Here is a 20,524-nt window from a genome sequence, read left to right as displayed (position 1 = left end):
ATAACTAAAGAAAATGTAACAGTTTTAATTATTAAATTTATCATTAAACAGTGATTAATTATAATTAAATTATGCTGAAATATTTACAAATTTTGTTCGTTTCTATAAGCGTATTTACATTTTCACAGGTTCCCGTGAATGTGAAGGTAAAAGATAACGCCGGAAATGAAAGTTTTAATGTTACCTGTAATAATAATCTGGACCCAAACGGATGTATTGCCTTAAGTGTTGAATATCCCGTACTCAGGCAGACAGCAAGTTATCAGGTCAGCCAGGAGCCATACAGTCCCGCGATTCCGATAAATCAGGGAACATCACTTAATGCAAACTATGATGACCTTTTTGCAGCAAAACTGGATCTGCCTTTTAAATTTTGCTTCTACAATCAATATTTTCAATCGCTGGTAATAGGATCCAACGGAATGGTGACATTTGACCTCGCTCAGCTTGGAAATATCAATTATCCAAATGTACAGTGGGCAAACCCAAGCCCAAATCTTCCTAAAAATTCTATTTTCGGAGTGTATCACGATATGGTATTTTCTGCAGGAGATGCATCGGAAATTTATTATTCTACGATCGGTACAGCACCTTACAGAAAATTTGTCATTAATTTTTTTGAGGGCCGCGTGTCCGGATGTACCGACAGATCTTCCTCACAAATTGTTTTGCACGAAACAACCAATATCATCGAAGTTTTTGTTGAAAAAAAGCCTACTCCTTGTCCTACAAGAAAATTCGAAAACGCTTTGATCGGCGTTCTCAACAGCGACGGAACACAAGGCGCATCTCCTGCAAACCGGAATACCGGCGTATGGCAGGCTCTCCAGGAAGGATGGAAATTCAGTCCGCTGGGAAATGTCATAGAACCTGAGGTTACATGGACAAATTCTGCAGGACAGAGTGTCGGTACAGGAGTTCAGACAACTGTTTGTCCTACTCAAAATGATACCTTTACAGCCAACGTAAAATTTAATATCTGCGGAAACAGTGATCTTATATTAACGGATGATTTTCCGGTAACGTTTGATCCTACTTATCCTATTGCAAAAAACTATACTCAGAATTTTTGTGGAAATACTTCTGTAAATCTTACGTTAAGCAGTTTTCAGGGGAATCTTACAACGCAGAATCCTGCAGGTTTTCAGTTTAGCTTTCATACCAGCCAGCAGGATGCGCAAAACAACGTGAATCCCCTGCCAAATAATTATACGCTTACAGCCAATACCGTTTTATATGTCAGAATTCAGAATCCGGCTGCGCCTTCCTGTTTCAGGATTGCGGTACTTACTTTAAATCTTATTTCTAAAAGTTTACTTAAAAATACAATTGAAATCTGTGATACCAATAATGATGGAATAGAGTCCAACTACGATGTTGCCTCATTTAATACAGAACTTTTTCCTCCCGGAACCACCGGGATTTCTTACTATTTGTCACAATCAGATGCCCAGAATAATACCAATGCCCTTGTTACAGTAAATATTACAGCTGCTACAAATCTCTGGATAAGGCTGCAGGAGGGTAATTGCACGTATATTTTAGGACCTGTAAATTTTCAGCTCAGCCCGGGAGTAAACTTAAATAACCCTGTAAATTTTACCTATACGGTCTGTGATATCAATGCAGATAATCAGGAACCATTCAATTATTCAACGGTTATTGGTCCGCTTATTACCACCCAAACCGGCGTTGTATTTGAAACATATAATACCTATAATGAAGCATTTACGGGAACCGGAACGGTTTTAAATACTATTAAAAGCGGGATTTATACTATTTTCATAAGGGTGGAAATTCCAAACGGATGTTTTGCAGTGGCCACAGTAAATATGAATGTAACTTTCACTAAAATTGTTGCTAATGAAAAGAAAGCTTACATCTGTTTTAACGGCACGGATGATATTGCAGTAGATCTCAATACACTTTCTGCTGGAATGCTGGTCTCTCCAACTTCGGTTCCCGTGACGGAATTTTATACCACAGCAGCAAATGCCAATGCCGGAATTAGTCCTATCAGTGCCAACCAGACGATTACGACAGACGGAAACCTCGTAACACAGACTTATTTTGTTCGTTTCGAAAATTCTGATGATTGTTATACGGTGCGGCCGTTGGTGGTAAATCTTGTACATCCGGTAATTGTACAGTCTGCATTTACGGTGTGTGATTTCAATAATGATAATTCGGAAAATGTACAGCTTTCCCAGTTTTCTCCGGCAATTATAGGAAATCAGAATGCAACAACTATTTTTTATCAGACTTCTGCAAATGCCATAGCAGGAACAAATCCGATTACAAATATTACCCTGAGCGGAACCCAGCAGATTTTTGTAAAAATAACATCCTATAATTGTGAACAGATTTATCCGGTAAATCTAAGTCTGACTTCAACACCTACAGTAAACCCTGAAGTTACTTTAACACTTAATACGATTTGCGATAATAACAATGACGGCAGCGAAAACTACAATCTTACCCAGGCCCAGGCCCAGATTTATTCAGGGTCAAATGTAAGTTTTACGTATTACCTGAATTATAACCCTGCTACCAATGTATTCTCCAATCAGATTGCAAATCCTGCGCAGTTTCCTGTTTCTGCAGGAAATGCAACAGTGTATGTAAAAGTAAAATTCAATAACAGTGAATGTTTTTCTGTATCAAAACTCAATATTCAGATCACTTTTTTACTGCCGGTTGTTTTGAATCCTGCCGTTCTGGAAAAATGTGACGAAGAATTTAATCTGAATGAAACCTTCCAGCTCAGTGATGCGGTTCCTCAGTTATTTATAGCTTCACAGAATACCTATCCGTTGTCATCAATAACAATTACTTATTACAATATAGCAGCTCAGGCTAATGCAGGAAATTCAGCCAATCAGATCGGGCCGGCGGTTACAACAACTGTTTCTTCCGTTCAGGTGTGGGCAAGATTTCAGTCGCAGACTACCGGATGTTATTCAGTGGCTCCTATTCAGCTTAAAACCTATTTTCCGCCTAAAGCCATTAATTCAACGATAACAGTCTGTGATGAAAATTTAGATGGAAACTATGAAGTAAATCTGCTGAATTTTACGAATCTCATGGTTGATATTCCAAATCCTGCCAATTCATTCTCTTTTTATCTTACCCAGCAGGATGCGGAGAACGGAACGAATGCGATTGCCAATCCCGGAAATTTTACAGCGAATCCTTTTCCTGCTCAGCTGTGGGTAAAAGTTCAGAATATTCCTGGCTGTGACGATATTGCATCTGTTAATTTCAATTTTGGAAACAAACTTGTTTTACAGAATCCCGGACCTTTCCAGATTGCGGTCTGCGACATAGGAAATAACGGAACGGAAAGCATTGATCTCACCCAATTCCAGAACCAGATCTATACAGGAGCGAATGTTACTTTCACGTATTATCCTTCTCTGGCTGATCTTAATAATGGGACGAATGCGATTACATCACCTTCAGCCTTTAATTACATTCAGGGTGCAGGTTCCAATATCATATATGTAAAAATAAGTGTTCCAGGCTCTTGTCCGAATGTTGTACAGATTAATCTTTCATTGAAACCAACTCCGGTGTTCGATATTCCTACTCTTTATTTCTGTCCGGAAGGTTCTTTGGATTATACAGTACATATTGAAGGATATACCATCACCAGCTATGTGTGGACCAATCCGGCAGGACAGATTATCTCAACAACAGATACGATAACCGGGATTACTGTATTAGGAAACTATACACTTACTGTTACAGCCCAAAACGGATGTACTTTCACCGATACATTTGAAGTCAAGCATTTTGATGTTCCCGTAATAGAAAAACTGGAGTTCAACGGAAATACGGCAGTTGTTTATGCCACAGGTCTGCAGACAATCCTTTATTCTATCGACGGAGTAACATGGCAGGCCGGAAATACGTTTTATAATTTACCGACGGGAATTACTACTTTCTATGTAAAATACGTAAACAGTGATTGTATTGTAAAACAGCAGGGCGTTGTTCTGGATATTAAAAATGCCATTACCCCGAACGGAGACGGTATCAATGATCAGTGGATTGTTAAAGACCTTCAGGTATTCGGAAACAGGATGTCAACGGTTAAAATTTACGACCGGTACCAGTATCAGGTTTTCGAACAGAGTTCAAACACGCAGTTTTTCTGGGACGGAACCATTAAGGGACGTGCAATCCCTACTTCCAGTTATTGGTACGTCATTACCCTTCCGGACGGCAGAACCTTCACCGGTTGGATCCTTGTAAAGAATAATAATTAAACCTTAATCAAATAATACAAACCTCATTGAATACTCAGTGAGGTTTTTTTTATTTTTGAAAAACACTCCTCATGCCCTCAAAAAATTTCCCTATGTGGAATTATTTTAACGAACAAAATTCCCCTCCCTTGGAAATCGAGGAACGAGATTCGCCGATTCCGATTTATAAATAAAAATGAAAGAGGCATTGGTGGATTCGACCAACGGGAGAAGACGTGGTGGTCAAAAAACATAACAAAAACAAATCAACAAATCTCACCATATAAGACCACCCCGTCAAAAATTCGAAGAATTTTTGCCACCCCTCCAAAGGAGGGGAATTAACCACTCATCAAATTTCTATTCAACACTGATAGATCAGAAACTTTTAATGTTTATAATTAAGTAATACATTTATATCAATATTTTATGATGACAAAACTCTTTACAAAGTACCTATTTCTATGGTTTATTCTTCCGATTATAATAATAGTAATCATTTTTAATTTTCCTACGACAAGATTTGAAATCGGATATTTTGGAGTCAATAGAACTGTAAATTTTAGTAAAATTGATACTATTTTTGGAAATACGATATACAATTTTTCCTTTTTTCTTATTACATATCTGGTGTATTTCCTAAGTTATCTTATTATTTTTTTAATTCGAAAACATACAGATTTTAATTATTCCATAATACATTTCAGTATGTTTATAATTAATTTTATCTTGCTCTCTGTCAATGCGGAGAATAGATTTTTAATTCCTTTATCTGTAATTTGCTTCATATTTTTTATTTTGAATATCTTTAAAACTTTAAAATATTCAATTAATATTTGATAATGGGAGATTATAAATTATCAACCGAATTATTATTTAATGAACTTAAAAATGCCATTAATAAGAATTCTGAAATTTTAGAGATTGATTCAGATCTAGAACTTGAGAATAATAAACCGAAAATACTTTCTATTGAAGAGGATAAAAATTGGGGAATTTTTAGACTTTTTTTTAAGGTGAAGGATCAAGATCTATTTTATGTAGTTAATGTAGAAAACTCAGAAAAAAATGAAGTTATTAATGGACATTATTATAATAAATATAGTTTAAATTTGGCGTTAATTTCTACAATGAATATTGATAACTTATTAAGTTTATTCAAAATTAAGCCCTCCTCTAAACAGGATTATATTTACCCTGATAATGGATTCATTGAAGGCGCCCCAGTTTCAACAGTTAGTTTTACATTCAAGTTAAAACCAAATTTCTTGCAAAATCAAATTTTAGAATTTTTAGATATCATGGATTCTGACAAAATTAACTTTCAGAAATTATTAAGCGAAAATCAAGGTCTCTTGTCAATCGGAATTCCTGAAAATGATTTGGTTAAGGATTTTATTCCACTGCCTGTAATAAGTAATGAATTGATAAAAAGGTTATCACAATATAATTTATATATTCAATTTGGTAAAATAATAAAAAATTAAAATGATTTTTCAACAACAGATACAGCAAGGCATCCCGAGCCAACTGCCACAGCCGAAACCTTACGAAACCAATATCAACCATGCTCCGAAACGGAAAGAGATTTTAGGGGAAGAAGAAAAAAAACTTGCCCTGAAGAATGCTTTGCGATACTTCGAGCCTCAGTTTCATGCAGAATTATTGCCTGAATTCAGGGAAGAGCTCGAAAAATATGGAAGAATCTATATGTACCGGTTCCGTCCGGATTATGAGATGAAGGCAAGGCCAATTTCAGAATATCCCGGTAAATCGGAGCAGGCAAAAGCAATCATGCTGATGATTCAGAACAACCTGGATTATGCAGTGGCGCAGCATCCGCACGAACTGATTACCTATGGCGGAAACGGAGCGGTTTTCTCAAACTGGGCGCAGTATCTTTTAACGATGAAATACCTGTCCGAAATGACGGATGAGCAGACTCTGGTCATGTATTCCGGGCATCCGATGGGATTGTTTCCTTCGCATAAGGATGCACCGAGAGTGGTCGTAACCAACGGAATGATGATCCCGAATTATTCCAAACCGGACGATTGGGAAAAGTTTAATGCATTAGGCGTTACGCAGTACGGACAGATGACAGCGGGAAGTTATATGTACATCGGGCCGCAGGGAATTGTTCACGGAACAACGATCACGGTACTGAATGCATTCAGAAAAATTAATAAACAACCAAAAGGCGGACTGTTCGTAACCTCAGGATTGGGAGGAATGAGCGGTGCACAGCCGAAAGCAGGAAATATCGCAGGCTGTGTTACAGTGTGCGCGGAAGTAAATCCGAAGATCACTAAAATCCGCCACGATCAGAAATGGGTAAACGAAATTCATGAAAACCTGGATGAACTTGTGGTCAGAGTAAGGAAAGCGCAGGAAAACAAAGAAACCGTTTCCCTGGCTTACCTGGGAAATATTGTTGAGGTTTGGGAAAAATTTGATCAGGAAAATATAAGAATTGATATCGGTTCAGACCAGACTTCGCTTCACAATCCGTGGGCGGGAGGCTATTATCCTGCGGGGCAGAGCTTTGAAGAATCCAATAAAATGATGGCTGAAAATCCCGAATTATTTAAAGAGAAAGTACAGGAAACGTTGAGACGACACGCAGAAGCGATCAATAAACATACCGCCAAAGGAACCTATTTCTTCGACTATGGAAATGCTTTCTTACTGGAAGCTTCCAGAGCAGGAGCCGATGTAATGGCAGAAAATCCTACACTCGGAAGAGAATTTAAATTCCCTTCTTATGTTCAGGATATTATGGGACCGATGTGTTTCGATTACGGTTTCGGACCGTTCCGTTGGGTTTGTACCAGCGGAAAACCGGAAGATCTTCAGAAAACGGATGATATTGCCTGCGCCGTTTTAGAGGAAATCCAGCAGAATTCTCCGGAGGAAATCCAGCAGCAGATGAAAGATAATATTCAGTGGATCAAAGGGGCACAGGAAAACAAACTGGTCGTGGGATCACAGGCAAGGATTCTGTATGCCGATGCGGAAGGCAGAATGAAGATTGCGGAAGCATTCAACAAAGCTATTCGCAATGGGGAGATCGGACCGGTAGTGTTGGGAAGAGATCACCATGATGTTTCGGGAACGGATTCACCGTATCGGGAGACTTCCAATATTTATGACGGATCAAGATTTACTGCAGATATGGCGATCCACAATGTGATTGGTGACAGTTTCCGCGGGGCAACCTGGGTTTCTATTCACAATGGAGGCGGAGTAGGATGGGGCGAAGTGATCAACGGAGGTTTCGGAATGCTGTTGGACGGAAGCGAGGATGCCGACCGAAGATTAAAATCCATGCTGTTCTGGGATGTTAATAACGGAATTTCCCGCAGAAGCTGGGCCCGAAATGAAGGGGCCGTTTTCGCGATCAAAAGAGCGATGGAAGCAGAACCGAAACTCAAAATAACGCTTCCTAATTTTGTGGATGAAAGTTTATTCTAACGTCATTGCGAGGAGGAACGACGAAGCAATCTGTTGAATGGTTGAAAATTATTTGAACGGATTGCTTTGCTTTGCTCGCAATCACGGACAATAATAAAACCTGCTGTAAGGCAGGTTTTTATCTATAACAAGAAAGTCGTCCCATCAAGTAGCTTTGCAAAAGCGTATCGAGAAGTTAAAGCTAAAAGTCTTCAATCAGTGGTTCTCGATACATTTTTCTGCGCTGCGAAAAACACTCGAACTGACGGAAGCCGTTACTTCTTTGCAGAGACAGTCGTCACTTCGAGTAGCTTTTGGAAAAAGCGTATCGAGAAGTTGGGTGACAGGCTCTTGATACATCCGACTGCAACAGGATAATTGATACTGGAATATAAAAAAAAACCTGCTTTTGAGCAGGTTTTCCGTTTTTAATCTATCGTTCTATTTGGGTCCGTTAAACGTTATTCCCAAAGAAAAAACAGGCTTGGTCAGTTGAGTTCCGTTGATAAAACTCCCGTTTCCCATTACAAACTGATAACCGATCCTAGACGTAAGATAGACCCCGACCTTTTCTTTGGTGATATTTCCCAGTTTGTAAGAAAGATCCAGTCCCGGCTGTATATTATAAAACAAATTGCGGCTTAATTTTCGTGGTACTTCATATTCATTCACAAACCATACTCCCTTGATTTGATTGTAAGACATTTCCGTATATGTTTCATCAGGATTTACCAGGCTTAGAAAATAAATCCCCGTAGAAATATAAACGCTTAAAGAGAAATTTTCTTTTTTGATCAGATCATTTTGGGCAAGGACGTTGAAGGTAGTATGATAAGATCTGGTTCTGTTGGCCTGATATCCAAAATCTTCCGAATGATTCTGTTGGGTATACGCCAGTTCGCCACCCAACGAAATACGGTCATTCACATATATCCTTCCATTCATTTGAAAAGCTGGCAGGTATTTTTTAAAGGCAGGTTGTAATTCTAATCCTGCAAAAAAGGCAATATGATCTTTTTGCGCAAAGAACAGATTACAGGTTGATAGAAATCCCAAAATATAAATCACTTTTTTCATACGCATATAATTTACTGTTACATAGGCTATGACCGTATTATTGTTAAAGGTTGCACATCTTTAAAAATGGTACGTTCTATATACAAGACGAAAAAAGGGTTGAATGGTTGCCTGATCACAAACGATTCTTAAAAATCAGATTTAGGTAATATAGGGTTTTAGGATAAAAATCTTTTTAGATGGTAAAAATCCCGTCACTTCGAGTAGCTTTGCAAAAGCATATCGAGAAGTCGGTGATACGTTCTCGATACATTTTCTGCGCTGCGCTGCGAAAACACTCGAACTGACGGAAGCTGTTATTTCTTTGCAGGGAAAGTCGTCACTTCGAGTAGATTTTGAAGAAATCGTATCGAGAAGCTACTGCTAAAGTCTTTTCATTCACTGGTTCTCGATACATTTTTTCTCCGCTACGCTTCGAAAAACACTCGAACTGACGGAAGCCGTTATTTCTTTGCAGGGAAAGTCGTCACTTCGAGTAGCTTTGCAAAGCGTATCGAGAGGTTGATGATGCGTTCTCGATACATTTTTCTGCGCTGCGCTGCGAAAAACACTCGAACTGACGGAAGCCGTTATTTCTTTGCAGGGAAAGTCGTCACTTCGAGTAGCTTTGCAAAAGCGTATCGAGAAGTCGGTGAAGTTCTCAATACATAGGATTACATCATAAACCCAAACTGACGGAAATGTAAATTGAAGCAGTGGTATTTATTACATGAAAATATATACAATTAACAGAACAAAAACTTCGTATCAGCTGTTTGATGACCATCAAGTTCTTGTTGGTGAAGTTCTTTTCGATTATCTGATAAGAAAGAATATACGAGTAAAAATAAACCATCAGCTTTATCAAGTGAAGTACTCCGGTTTGTTTGGAAATCCGGTGAAATTCCTTGATGATAGCGGAAAGGTGAGGGTAATGATCGATCATTCAAAAAACAGGATGTTCTATTACGGTGATTCACATACTGAAATTTATGACTTTAAAACAGAAGGGTGGTGGCATACTTCTACCCATTTGCTGAATCAGCGGGATGACAGGCTGCTGATGTCTGTGAAATTCAAAAATCTGTTTTTTACCCGGAAATATCACATGGAGATTGCAGACCCTGACTTCAAGCATGCATTAGTGATGCTCGCTTTTTTATGTTACAATATAGAAGTTATAGAAAATTAATGTTAAATAAGCGTTCCGTCACTTCGAGTAGCTTTGCAAAAGCGTATCGAGAAGCTACTGCTAAAGTCTTTTCATTCACTGGCTCTCGATACATTTTTCTCCGCTACGCTTCGAAAAACACTCGAACTGACGGAGCGACTTTCTTATGATAACCCCGCTTTGTCAAAGTTACGATCTTTGACAAAGTTTAAAAATAAGAAAATCTGCTGTTGGCAGGTTTTGTTTTATTTCTCCCACAATTTCCTAATCAGCTTTAGCAGTACCGGCACTTCGTTTCCGGAGGCTTTATCATCTTCTGTAACGGATTCTGTTGGGATGTTACTTTCTCTGTCCTGTTTTATCATTTCCAATTCAAACATTTCATCTTCATCCGGCAGCTGCTTTACTGCTGAACCTCCTTTGTGTGGAAATTGAATATAACCCTCCGGCGGTTGGGGCAATCTTTCCCGGCATTGGGTTGAACATACATTTGCTAATAACGGCAATACATCGGTTCCTACTGTTAGTGAAATCCATACCTGATTGGTTTCTTCATAGCTCATCGCTTTGCTACAAATGCTGCATTGTACGGTATCACCCGAATAACGTATAGGATTATTACTGAGATCCGGAAAAACCATTCTGTTTTTGTAATTGCCATACAATGCTCTTGTACTAACTCTGCTGTCTTTTAGGTTTTTGCAGCGGGTGATTTCATAAGGAAACCAATGTAATTGATAAGAAGTATAAGGGTCGAAATATTCCAACGATTCCATTTGCCCGATTTCCGGCGGAATACGTTTTAAATTACTTCCATACAGCCAAACTTTTTTTACTTTTTTCAGTTTTGAAATAGTTTCAGGAAGGGTATAAATTTGAGAGAACAATTCCTGTCCAAGTTCCTCTAACGGCGAAAACTCTTCTCTTTCTTCTTGGGCAACTTTATCAATATATTCGCAAAGTTTTTTCCAGGCGACAGAATGGATGTCCTGCACATTATTTTCAATTTTTTGTATTCTGTTGGCCATGTTGCTTATCCTTCAAGATTATTGTTCAAATATAAAAATTTCACAGTGTTATTAATGGAAAAACCTGCCAAAAGCAGGTTTTTGTTTTAAATTATTCTATAAAATTTATCTGATATTGGGAGATTAAACTTATATTCAACTATTGAAGGGTAGTGTGTTATATGTCCAGTATAATTAATATATTTTAAAATTAGAGTGTTAACCATAAAAAGTAAATGGCTTACAATAATAATTAGTTCAGTTTCTTTCTGTTCAAGTAAATTTTCCTCAAATGGGGAAGTTCCATGTAGGAATTTATTTCTATGATTTAAGATTTCTTTTTCAACCTCATTCAAAGTTATACCATAATATTCGAATGGAAATGCTAATTTTTTTGAATTTGTTGGGCTATTAATTTCATTAATTTTTGATGTAAGGATTTTAGTAGCTTCTTCAGAAATATCTTCTTTGTATTTACAAAGCTCATTTAGTAAACTCTGTCTTAGGTTTTTAGCAATTTGTTTGTCCGAAATTGGTTTAATTTTTTCTTTATTGTCTTCATAAACTAGTGTTGTTATCGTTTCTAGTGCAATTGATAAAATTCCAGCTTTTAATAAATATTGTTTTGTATTATTAGCTTCTATAATTAATTTACAGCATCTGGAAAATACATTATTGTTTTTAATTGAAGTACATAAATTAGAAAATATGTCGTAAGAAAAAGGATTAGAAAATTTTTCATATTGTTCCATATTACTGTCTCCTAATTCCTGTATATATCTTTTGAAATCTAAAGGATTAATAACAGGTCTTTTGACTAAAAGATTGGAATGTTTTTTTTCGAAGAAAATATTTTCAATTTCCTTGAATTCAAAATCATCAGAACTTTGATAAAAATTTTCATGCTGAATAAGAGGTCCTGCTGTAAATGCATATGCATTAATTATTGCTTCACAAGATTTTCTAAAATTAGAAAAAGGCTGTTTCTGCTGTCCCTCGATAATAAAAAAAGATTCATTTTTATCACTATCAGAATGTGTATATATATGATATTCATTTTCATCAATTTTTGCTTCAATTAAATTTGAAGAAATAACAGATTCAACTTTTGCACGTTTTCTAGAAAATACATCAAAATCAAGATCTTTTTGTATTGGTATTATTAATCGGTGAAGCTTATTATCAAAATCTTCTATTGATCCAGAATGAAATTTTTTTAGATGAATTGTAAAGATTTGTGGTACATTAAATGAGCTTTTAGCAGCAATAATTGAATCATAATCTATTGTAAATATTTGTGCTAGTTTGAGTAAAACTAAGGATTGATTATTATCAAATAAAATTTCTTTTAATTCTTGTATATCAAAGATAGGACTATCTAAAAATATTTTACATTTAAAAAAGTCATCACCATTATTTTTTCAACTGTACAAAAAACTTCGATATTTTTAGCATCATTAATTATTTTAAATACTTTTTCAGACTGAAAGCTTTTAATTTTACTGATTGAATTATAAACAACTTTTTCATAATCAAATTTGATATTATATTCCATAAATATTATTTTGATGAGATTTATTATATGCACTATAAAAACTTCAAATGTATACAAAATAGAGTTTTCTATGATTTAAAAGTCAATTTATTAGATGAGCATTATGGGCTTATATTTGGATAAATCTATATATAGTATGAATTTTGGTAATATCGATTATAGTGGTTCAGCGCTTCCCCAACCTCTCTGTGGAAAGATAGCTTTATTAGTTGTATATGATAAAGTTTCTTTATTTTTATGAGTACTAAAAATATTACAGTTAGGAACATTTTTTTTAATACAACTAATAACTGCTTTTCTTGGATGTTTTTCATTTCCTTCTGCTGATATTATAAACATATTTGGCGAAAACTTAGCTATCCAATCAGTGCTGATATTTCTTCTACTGCCATGATGTGGTAACTGAACAATATTTAGATTTTCACATTGAAAACCATTTTTTTCCATATCATCAAATGATTCAACACCTGCATCACTTGTAAGTATATAATTTCGACCTTTACTATCAGTAAGTTGGATTACTGTCGCTGAAAGATTTTCTGGTGAAGTATCATTTTTTTCATCAACGATATCACAAGGCTTCGATAATTCAAGAAATTCATTGATTTGACTAAATGATTTTTGGTAATTAACTCTTTTAAGAAAATCAATATTTGTAAATAATTGAACTTTTTCGGTATAAAAATTTCGTGAAGGTGATATAATTTTGATTTCATCATAATTGAATGAATCGGATAAAGCTTCTATTTTTTTAATATTATGCTGCTCGCATAATTCGTTTAATTCTTGTATTTTTTGAAATGATTTATATAAATGTTCAATGTCCGCATCTTCTTTCCTTAATGCGGACTGTTTAATATTATGCCTTAATTCATCTGATATAAATTTTACAGGATCATTATATATTCCCCAAGTTATCTCGTTTCCTATTTCTTTTACGATTTCGATCAAACCGTTTATGTGGTCGGCGTGAGGATGACTATTTATAAATCCGATTGTTCTGTTAACATATAAGTGTGGCTTTATCCATTTTCTATAATGTTCTACAGCTTTAGACCCAAATTCTGTACTTCCTCCATCTAAAAAGAAAACAAAATCAGATCTCTCTGGGTTTCTTCCCCATATTATTATTCCATCTCCGTCACCGACGTATAAAAAATCTATAACAAAATCCATATTTTTAAGTATTAGCATCAATTCTTTTTACTATATAATTTGTTTGTTTTCTATATGCAAATAAATAAATCATTGCAATAAAAATTAATAGTAGATATTTTTGAATATTAGTATTTAGGTTTAAGTACTCTAAATCAAAGAAATAAAATAGCTTTGAGCTAATAATTAATATAATAAGAGTAAATATAGCTCGAAACTTATTGTTAGTTTCAACAAGAATTTCTAATTTATTTTCTTTCCTATATGCATCAACAAATTTTTTGTAGTCCCTAAATTTTACAAATTTTATACTTTTTAGTAATGGTTCAACAATAACAGACGATATCCTACTTATTGTTAGACCTATGAAATAATACAAAAATGCCGAGAGTAGAATATTATCTTGTTTTATTTGATATTCAGTAAAGGAATTTAATAAAACTACAAACAAAATTCCAGGAAGTAGATTATTAAAAAGGTTATATGAGGAAAGTTTATTTAAAAAATCATTCATAAAAATTCTTTTAATTCATTTTGGTTTAACAAGTTTATAATCAAATGTATAAAACTTTGTTATGTTATCATTACGGTTTCCCGTAGCAGCATAATTTCTTGTTTATTTATCAAACAAATAGCCGTTAAAAATAAAAAACCACCACCACATTCCATTCCGTATTTCTACGTAATTTAAAACAACCCTGAAGCAAACCTCCGTACACCTCCGGAAGTCTCCAACAGTCTGCGGGACTCTTCCGTACATCTCCGGAGGTCTCCTGCAAGTTGCGGGAAACCTCCGGAGGACTTCTTTGGTCTTGCGCAAAGTGCGGGGAACTTCTGGAGGACTCCGGAGGTTTCCAACAAGTTGTTTGTAACCTAACAACTTTTTTATATATTTGGAACAGTGATCTAAAAATTAACACAAATGAAAATTGCTCTTACTAAATTGAGTACCAAAGATCTGGCTACTCTTGCCCAGCGAATTATTTCGAATGCCCAATCGGGAAAATACCCTGTTATTTCCAACCATCCTCTTGTATCAGCGATACAGACTTCTTATGCAGCGTACGATGAGGTGTATACCAAGCAGATCTACAGCGGAAAAGGAACAGATGTTGCTACCGCCGATTATGAACGGGATCTTGCGTACAAAAACCTCAAAGCATTTCTGAACGGTTACCGCAAGCTTTCCACGGCGGTTAATTATCAGCTGGCCGAAGATCTGTACCAGGTATTCAAGCAGTTCGGACTGGATCTGGACCGGCTGAGTTATTCATCCCAGACCGCCCAGATGAAAAAGCTGATTGAGGAGCTGGAACGTCCTGAAAACAAAAAGAAAGTCACCGCACTTTCCCTGGATGCAGCATTAAACGAGATGAAAACCAAGCATGACGCTTTTGAACTGATCTTTGCCGATCAGGCGGAAGCGAATGCAGATCTCCGGCAGATGTCCAGCGCATCGGCCATCCGTAAGGATCTTGAGAAAAATCTGAAATCGTATTTCAATTTGCTCACGGGCATGAAGGAAGTATCGGGATGGGAGCTCTTCTACAGCGATGTGAACGAACTGGTAAAAGCGGCCAAAAATTCTTCATCCGAAAAAGACAAAGAAAACGATCAGCCTAAGAACGAATAATGGAATTAACTCAGCACCCCGCTGAGTTTTTTTATGATTTGTACGGAAGAATTATGGGAATAAATGTTACCATTTCCAACCTTTTTAATGGATACTGCATCTTTATAAAAAAAGATCTGCTATGAAATTAACGATACCGACACCATGTCATGAAAACTGGGATCAGATGGCTCCCGCTGAACAGGGAAGATTCTGCTCTGTATGTGTAAAAACCGTAAAAGATTTTACCGCCGTTCCGGATGAAGGAATTGTTGATGCCTTTTCGCAAAATTCTGAAGATATCTGCGGCCGTTTTAAAACGTCACAGCTCAACCGCGACCTGCAGTTTTCCTATATCAACACACTGTTTGCAAAGTTTGCGGTGGGCTTTATCCTGACCGCCGGAGGATTTACGGCTGTTAAAGCCCAGCAATGCGAACCTAAGAAAGACAGTATACTGAAAGAGACAACGAAAGGAAATGTAGAGTCGGTGGTCATAAAGGATTCCGTTAAACGCGTGAATATGGTGGTAGGAGGGCTACAAACGGTAAGCATCAGAACTAATCTTCCGCTGTATGTGGTTGATGGGAAAAGAATGAACGAAAAGAAATTCAGAAATATTGATCCGAAGATGATTGAGAACATCCGGGTCGTGAGAGGAGAAGAAGCAATTGCGGCTTATGGCAGGAAAGCGAAGAACGGAGCTATTGTTGTGACCACGAAGGTAAAACAATGATTTTAAAACAATAAAATAATTGTTTTTGTTGGTTGTTGTCATTCTGAACAGAGCGAAGCGGTGTTGAAGAATCTTTTTTAACCGCAGATTTCTCGGATTTGCACGGATGATTGAGTATTTATCGTGGTGATTAGATTCTTCCTTCGTCAGAATGACATTTATTTCAAATAGAGCAAATCTATTAATTCGCTCTTTTTAAAATCAATTTTTAGGTCTACCTTTATTCTATTCAAATAATATCACTAAATAATAATACAATAAAAAAGATCTATGGAATCATCAAACACTCCTTCATTTCACGAAATATTCAAATCCTACAACGAAATTCCGGAAGAATATAAAGTTCCCGAAATCCATCAGCGCGAATATCTCCTGAATGGAGAACTGGTGGTGTGGAGCGGAGATGTACAGGAAATCTATTCGCCGGTCTGCATTCCTACGGAAAACGGACTGCAGCGAAAGCTGTTGGGAAGCGTTCCCAATATCGGACCGAAAGAAGCAATGGAAGTGCTGGATGCCTGCGTAAAAGCCTACAACAACGGGCTGGGAGAGTGGCCAACGATGTCTGTGGAAGGGAGAATTAAATGTATGCAAAAGTTTGTATACCTTATGATCCAGCAACGTGATCTGATCATCAGGCTGCTGATGTGGGAGATCGGAAAAACACTGGCCGATTCTACAAAAGAGTTTGACAGAACGGTAGATTATATCAACCAGACTATTGATGCGCTGAAAGATCTTGACCGCGAGTCGTCCCGTTTCCAGCAGGAAGAAGGTACAATTGCACAGATCAGAAGAGCTCCTCTCGGCGTAGTGTTAAGCATGGGACCGTTCAATTATCCTTTAAATGAAATATTTACCACACTTATTCCTGCACTGATTATGGGAAATACGATTTTGTTTAAACTTCCCAAACATGGTGTTCTGGCACATTATCCGCTGTTAAAAGCATTTAAGGAAGCATTTCCTAAAGGAACGGTCAATACGCTGTATGGAAAAGGTGCTGAGATCATTACCCCGATCATGGAAAGCGGAAAGGTAAATGTACTGGCTTTTATCGGTTCCAGTAAAGTAGCCAATGGTCTGAAAAAGCTTCATCCAAAGGTTAATCGTTTACGTGCTATTTTGAGCCTGGATGCAAAAAATGCTGCCATTGTTACTAAAAATGCAAATCTGGATGTTGCGGTAAGCGAATGTATCCTGGGGTCGTTATCTTTTAACGGTCAGCGTTGTACAGCTCTTAAGCTGATCTTTGTGCAGAAAGATGTTGCTGAAGAATTTACCCAAAAGCTTACGGCTGCTGTTGCTGCCATGAAACCGGGGCTGCCGTGGGAAAAAGATGTTAAAATAACACCGCTCCCTGAAGTGAATAAACCACCTTATCTGAAAGAATGTATTGAAGATGCGAAGTCGAAAGGAGCAAAAGTTCTCAATGAAAACGGTGGTTTCGGTGAAGAATCTTTCTTTTTTCCGGCCGTTGTTTATCCTGTTAACAGCGATATGAAGCTTTACCATGAAGAACAGTTTGGTCCGGTAATTCCGGTGGTTCCTTTTGAGAGCATTGATGAACCGATCGATTACCAGGTGAATGCGGATCACGGGATGCAGGTAAGCATTTTCAGTGAAGACCCAATGGAAGTATCGAAACTGATTGATCCGTTTGTTAATCTCGTAAGCCGGGTGAATATCAATTGTCAGGCACAGCGTGGTCCGGATGTTTTTCCTTTCACGGGAAGAAAAGACAGTGCTGAAGGTACGCTTTCGGTTTTTGATGCATTGCGTTCATTCTCAATCCGCTCTTTGGTGGCCGCGAAAGTAACGGAATCTAATAAAAACCTTCTGAATACAATTGTACGGGATCATGATTCTAATTTCCTGAGTACGGATTATATTTTTTAGATTGTAAATAAAGGATGGGCTATTGTCATTCTGAGCAGAGTGGAGCGGCGTGAAGAATCTTTTCTATTCATTAGCTTGTCATGCTGAAACCTTTAGGTTCGACGGAGTTAAAGCATCTCAACACTGATTTATTGTGCATTTTATTAATTGGTTTAAATTCTTACCGGATGACACAAGGAGGGATTTGTTGAAGCAATGAATGCTTGTTTTAATGATATGGTGAATAATTGTGAAGAGCGTTTTAAATCACCCCGTCGTAAATTCTTTGAATTTCCGCCAACCCTCCAAAGGAGGGGAATTGCTGAAAAATTATGTAGTTTATAATATAAAATAAATTCGCAGCACCTTTGGTGCTGCGAATTTTGATTAAATGAAATCAAAACATATATTGAAGAGAATTGTTATTGTGACGTAAGGAATCTGCTGATAATACCGTTCAGTTCTTCCGCGTGGGTTACATTAAGACCATGCGGCGCTCCTTCTATGATCATGAAATCGTTGTTGATAATTCCCTGAGCAGCCTGTTTTCCTGCAGTGTCAATAGGAACGATATTGTCTGAATCTCCATGTACGATGAGTGTTTTTACCGTTACGTTTTTCAATTCGGGACGGAAATCCGTATTGGCCCAGCTTTCTGCACATTTGATCGTCGCGATAGGATTGGCGAATGAAGCAATGGCCCAATCATAGTCTAGCTGTTTTTGGCTGACTGTTTTTGAGAGGAGTCCGACATTGTAAAAATCTTTGTGGAATGATTCCAGGAACGTAATGCGATCTGTTTTTAAAGCATTCATAATCTCATCCAGTTTTTCCTGCGGCACACCATCCGGATTATCATCTTTCTTTTTTACCAGCGGAATGATGGATGAAATTAATGCTACTTTATCGATGTTTTCGGTTCCGTAATTGGTAAGGTAACGCACTACTTCGCCGCCACCCATTGAGAATCCGAAAAGGATCACATTTTTAAGTTCGAGCTGTGTGATAATTTCATGGAGATCTTTTGCCAATCCGTCGTAATCATAGCCATCAAGGCTTGGGGATGATTTCCCAAAACCTTTTCTATCATAAGAAATAACGCGGTATCCTAGATTGAGAAGAACAGGAATCTGCATTTCCCATGATTTTCCGCTCAGCGGCCATCCGTGAATCAAAATGATGGGCTGTCCGGATCCCAAATCTTCATAATAAAGCTGGACGTTTTGATCGTCCTGTTTTGTAATAAAAGGCATATTTATATTTTTTGGTGTTACTCAGGAATCACAAATATTAAGCCATAAAATCAAATAATACTTTTATTGTCAGTTTTATTAATTGAACAGAACTGATCTATTTAGTTGTGAAAAATTCTTTTTTTTAAATAATAATTTAAATTTTTGCATCATTTGTATAAATTAGTTAAACTCAGGTTAGTCATTTTTTACCCGGAATTATTAAAAAAATGGTATTTATTGTAACATTTTTTAAGGAAGATAACTAACCTCACAGAGAGTAAGAAATTATGGCCTCAACAGAACAGGATTTTTTAGATAAAATTGAAAAACATAAAGGAATCATTTTCAAGATTTCTAAAATGTACATGGACGATAAGGACGACCGGGACGATCTTTTTCAGGAAATTACCTATCAGGTCTGGAAGGCATATCCTAATTTTAGAGGACAGAGTGAATTTTCTACCTGGCTGTATCGTATCGCTCTTAATACCGCCATTATTTTTCTTAAGAATGAGAAAAAAAGAAGTTTTATCAGCGGCGGATCTTACACCGAATATAAAATTGCCCATGAAGAATTTAATAATGAAAAAGAAGAAAAGCTGAGTGATATGTACAAAGCCATCAACCAGCTGAATTCTATCGACAAAGCCTTTATTTTCTATTATCTAGAAGATTTTTCAGGAAAAGAAATTGCCGAACAGATGGGAATCTCTGAAGGAAATGTGCGGGTAAAGATGAACCGTGCTAAAAACAAACTTAAAGATATTTTAAACTCTAATAAATCACAATAGTAAAATCAAATGTCATGAATATAGATGAATTAAAAAATACATGGAATCAGGACGATTCTTTTGACGGAACACCGGGAATCAGCATGGAGCAGAAGAATAAAATTAATCTTCCTCTTGAAAAAATCCGAAGCAATATGCGCATGGAATTCTGGTCTACGATAGGGATTTTTATTTTTGCGTTCACTGTGATCGCTTTATCTTCCGGCCCTTTTAAGTTTAAATTTTATATTACCATTCTTATTGCTTCGATGGTTTTCGTGACTTTCTTTTTTTTCAGTCAGTTTTTTAAACTGTATAACAATATGAGCAGCCCGATGATGAAGACCTACGACAGCCTGAAAGACCTGCTTCACCAGTTTGATCTCAATAAGCAGTATTATCTTTCTTTCTATCTTTGTTTTGTCCCGTTTTTAGTGTGCGAAATTATTATTGTCCTTGAGTTTATTCCAAGGCCGGTGCCCCTTTCCCATCTGAAAATCGCCGGCATTCTTATCGGCAGTATTCTTATCGTGATGCCTTTGCTGTTTTTTATCGGTAAATGGTGGTTTAGCCGACTATACGGGAAACACATCCGGCAGATTGAATCTCTTGTCAACGAGCTTACCTAGCAGTTTCGGCGGGCTGA

General features: G+C 36.8%; 15 protein-coding genes. 9 read left to right on the top strand and 6 right to left on the bottom strand.

Annotated elements, in window-relative coordinates; genetic code table 11:
- The first annotated feature begins 71 nt into the window (after nucleotides 1-71).
- The 3 genes from ODE14_RS08145 (at nucleotide 72) to ODE14_RS08135 (ending at nucleotide 7,724) form a co-directional block, all read left to right on the top strand.
- Nucleotides 72-4,271, top strand: coding sequence for a T9SS type B sorting domain-containing protein (locus ODE14_RS08145; protein WP_263603680.1), 4,200 nt, complete (start codon nucleotides 72-74; stop codon nucleotides 4,269-4,271).
- A gap of 821 nt (nucleotides 4,272-5,092) precedes the next feature.
- A complete protein-coding gene (locus tag ODE14_RS08140; RefSeq protein WP_263603679.1) occupies nucleotides 5,093-5,737 on the top strand; it encodes a hypothetical protein in 645 nt (214 codons plus the stop codon).
- A gap of 1 nt (nucleotide 5,738) precedes the next feature.
- Complete coding sequence (locus ODE14_RS08135; protein WP_263603678.1) at nucleotides 5,739-7,724, top strand: urocanate hydratase; 1,986 nt, start codon at nucleotides 5,739-5,741, stop codon at nucleotides 7,722-7,724.
- A 420-nt stretch (nucleotides 7,725-8,144) separates the two neighbouring features.
- On the opposite strand, the gene ODE14_RS08130 is transcribed toward ODE14_RS08135, so the two are convergent.
- Nucleotides 8,145-8,780 (bottom strand): hypothetical protein, encoded by a 636-nt coding sequence (locus ODE14_RS08130; RefSeq protein WP_263603677.1) that lies wholly within the window; start codon nucleotides 8,778-8,780, stop codon nucleotides 8,145-8,147.
- Nucleotides 8,781-9,489: 709 nt separating this feature from the next.
- On the opposite strand from ODE14_RS08130, the gene ODE14_RS08125 reads away from it, so the two are divergent.
- Nucleotides 9,490-9,951 (top strand): hypothetical protein, encoded by a 462-nt coding sequence (locus ODE14_RS08125; protein ID WP_263603676.1) that lies wholly within the window; start codon nucleotides 9,490-9,492, stop codon nucleotides 9,949-9,951.
- Between the two features lie 224 nt (nucleotides 9,952-10,175).
- Here ODE14_RS08125 and ODE14_RS08120 read toward each other — a convergent pair whose 3' ends face one another.
- From ODE14_RS08120 to ODE14_RS08105, 4 genes are all read right to left on the bottom strand, one after another.
- Complete coding sequence (locus tag ODE14_RS08120) at nucleotides 10,176-10,958, bottom strand: hypothetical protein (RefSeq protein ID WP_263603675.1); 783 nt, start codon at nucleotides 10,956-10,958, stop codon at nucleotides 10,176-10,178.
- Nucleotides 10,959-11,044: 86 nt separating this feature from the next.
- Complete coding sequence (locus tag ODE14_RS08115) at nucleotides 11,045-11,689, bottom strand: hypothetical protein (RefSeq protein ID WP_263603674.1); 645 nt, start codon at nucleotides 11,687-11,689, stop codon at nucleotides 11,045-11,047.
- 959 nt (nucleotides 11,690-12,648) lie between these two features.
- Nucleotides 12,649-13,668 carry a hypothetical protein gene (locus ODE14_RS08110; RefSeq protein ID WP_263603673.1) on the bottom strand — a complete coding sequence of 340 codons (1,020 nt, stop codon included), beginning with the start codon at nucleotides 13,666-13,668 and terminating at the stop codon, nucleotides 12,649-12,651.
- A 4-nt stretch (nucleotides 13,669-13,672) separates the two neighbouring features.
- On the bottom strand, nucleotides 13,673-14,161 hold the full coding sequence (locus ODE14_RS08105) for a hypothetical protein (RefSeq protein WP_263603672.1): 489 nt from the start codon (nucleotides 14,159-14,161) through the stop codon (nucleotides 13,673-13,675).
- A gap of 408 nt (nucleotides 14,162-14,569) precedes the next feature.
- Here ODE14_RS08105 and ODE14_RS08100 point away from each other — a divergent pair, with 408 nt between their 5' ends.
- From ODE14_RS08100 to ODE14_RS08090, 3 genes are all read left to right on the top strand, one after another.
- Complete coding sequence (locus ODE14_RS08100) at nucleotides 14,570-15,280, top strand: DUF6261 family protein (protein WP_263603671.1); 711 nt, start codon at nucleotides 14,570-14,572, stop codon at nucleotides 15,278-15,280.
- Nucleotides 15,281-15,401: 121 nt separating this feature from the next.
- A complete protein-coding gene (locus tag ODE14_RS08095) occupies nucleotides 15,402-15,995 on the top strand; it encodes a TonB-dependent receptor (RefSeq protein WP_263603670.1) in 594 nt (197 codons plus the stop codon).
- Between the two features lie 270 nt (nucleotides 15,996-16,265).
- On the top strand, nucleotides 16,266-17,894 hold the full coding sequence (locus ODE14_RS08090) for an NADP-dependent glyceraldehyde-3-phosphate dehydrogenase (RefSeq protein WP_263603669.1): 1,629 nt from the start codon (nucleotides 16,266-16,268) through the stop codon (nucleotides 17,892-17,894).
- 401 nt (nucleotides 17,895-18,295) lie between these two features.
- Here the strand turns inward: ODE14_RS08090 and ODE14_RS08085 are convergent, their stop codons facing one another.
- Nucleotides 18,296-19,126 (bottom strand): alpha/beta fold hydrolase, encoded by an 831-nt coding sequence (locus ODE14_RS08085; protein WP_263603668.1) that lies wholly within the window; start codon nucleotides 19,124-19,126, stop codon nucleotides 18,296-18,298.
- Between the two features lie 269 nt (nucleotides 19,127-19,395).
- Here ODE14_RS08085 and ODE14_RS08080 point away from each other — a divergent pair, with 269 nt between their 5' ends.
- Entirely contained in the window at nucleotides 19,396-19,899 is a 504-nt protein-coding gene (locus ODE14_RS08080; protein ID WP_263603667.1) for an RNA polymerase sigma factor, read from the top strand.
- Nucleotides 19,900-19,913: 14 nt separating this feature from the next.
- A complete protein-coding gene (locus ODE14_RS08075) occupies nucleotides 19,914-20,507 on the top strand; it encodes a hypothetical protein (protein WP_248392179.1) in 594 nt (197 codons plus the stop codon).
- Nucleotides 20,508-20,524: the final 17 nt, after the last annotated feature.

The organism is Chryseobacterium sp. PET-29 (genome assembly GCF_025736815.1).
In the GTDB taxonomy this organism is placed as follows: Bacteria; Bacteroidota; Bacteroidia; order Flavobacteriales; family Weeksellaceae; genus Chryseobacterium; species Chryseobacterium nepalense.
The sequence above is the reverse complement of the archived record's forward strand: the minus strand, read 5'-3'. Positions and strand labels throughout refer to the sequence as shown.

What these genes read in the sequence shown, in the direction of transcription:
- ODE14_RS08090 (WP_263603669.1), top strand. Translation starts at nt 16,266, where the DNA reads ATGGAATCATCAAACACTCCTTCATTTCACGAAATATTCAAATCCTAC.
- ODE14_RS08125 (WP_263603676.1), top strand. Translation starts at nt 9,490, where the DNA reads ATGAAAATATATACAATTAACAGAACAAAAACTTCGTATCAGCTGTTT.
- ODE14_RS08080 (WP_263603667.1), top strand. Translation starts at nt 19,396, where the DNA reads ATGGCCTCAACAGAACAGGATTTTTTAGATAAAATTGAAAAACATAAA.
- ODE14_RS08110 (WP_263603673.1), bottom strand. Translation starts at nt 13,668, where the DNA reads ATGGATTTTGTTATAGATTTTTTATACGTCGGTGACGGAGATGGAATA.
- ODE14_RS08115 (WP_263603674.1), bottom strand. Translation starts at nt 11,689, where the DNA reads ATGGAACAATATGAAAAATTTTCTAATCCTTTTTCTTACGACATATTT.
- ODE14_RS08140 (WP_263603679.1), top strand. Translation starts at nt 5,093, where the DNA reads ATGGGAGATTATAAATTATCAACCGAATTATTATTTAATGAACTTAAA.
- ODE14_RS08130 (WP_263603677.1), bottom strand. Translation starts at nt 8,780, where the DNA reads ATGAAAAAAGTGATTTATATTTTGGGATTTCTATCAACCTGTAATCTG.
- ODE14_RS08100 (WP_263603671.1), top strand. Translation starts at nt 14,570, where the DNA reads ATGAAAATTGCTCTTACTAAATTGAGTACCAAAGATCTGGCTACTCTT.
- ODE14_RS08075 (WP_248392179.1), top strand. Translation starts at nt 19,914, where the DNA reads ATGAATATAGATGAATTAAAAAATACATGGAATCAGGACGATTCTTTT.
- ODE14_RS08145 (WP_263603680.1), top strand. Translation starts at nt 72, where the DNA reads ATGCTGAAATATTTACAAATTTTGTTCGTTTCTATAAGCGTATTTACA.
- ODE14_RS08105 (WP_263603672.1), bottom strand. Translation starts at nt 14,161, where the DNA reads ATGAATGATTTTTTAAATAAACTTTCCTCATATAACCTTTTTAATAAT.
- ODE14_RS08120 (WP_263603675.1), bottom strand. Translation starts at nt 10,958, where the DNA reads ATGGCCAACAGAATACAAAAAATTGAAAATAATGTGCAGGACATCCAT.
- ODE14_RS08135 (WP_263603678.1), top strand. Translation starts at nt 5,739, where the DNA reads ATGATTTTTCAACAACAGATACAGCAAGGCATCCCGAGCCAACTGCCA.
- ODE14_RS08085 (WP_263603668.1), bottom strand. Translation starts at nt 19,126, where the DNA reads ATGCCTTTTATTACAAAACAGGACGATCAAAACGTCCAGCTTTATTAT.
- ODE14_RS08095 (WP_263603670.1), top strand. Translation starts at nt 15,402, where the DNA reads ATGAAATTAACGATACCGACACCATGTCATGAAAACTGGGATCAGATG.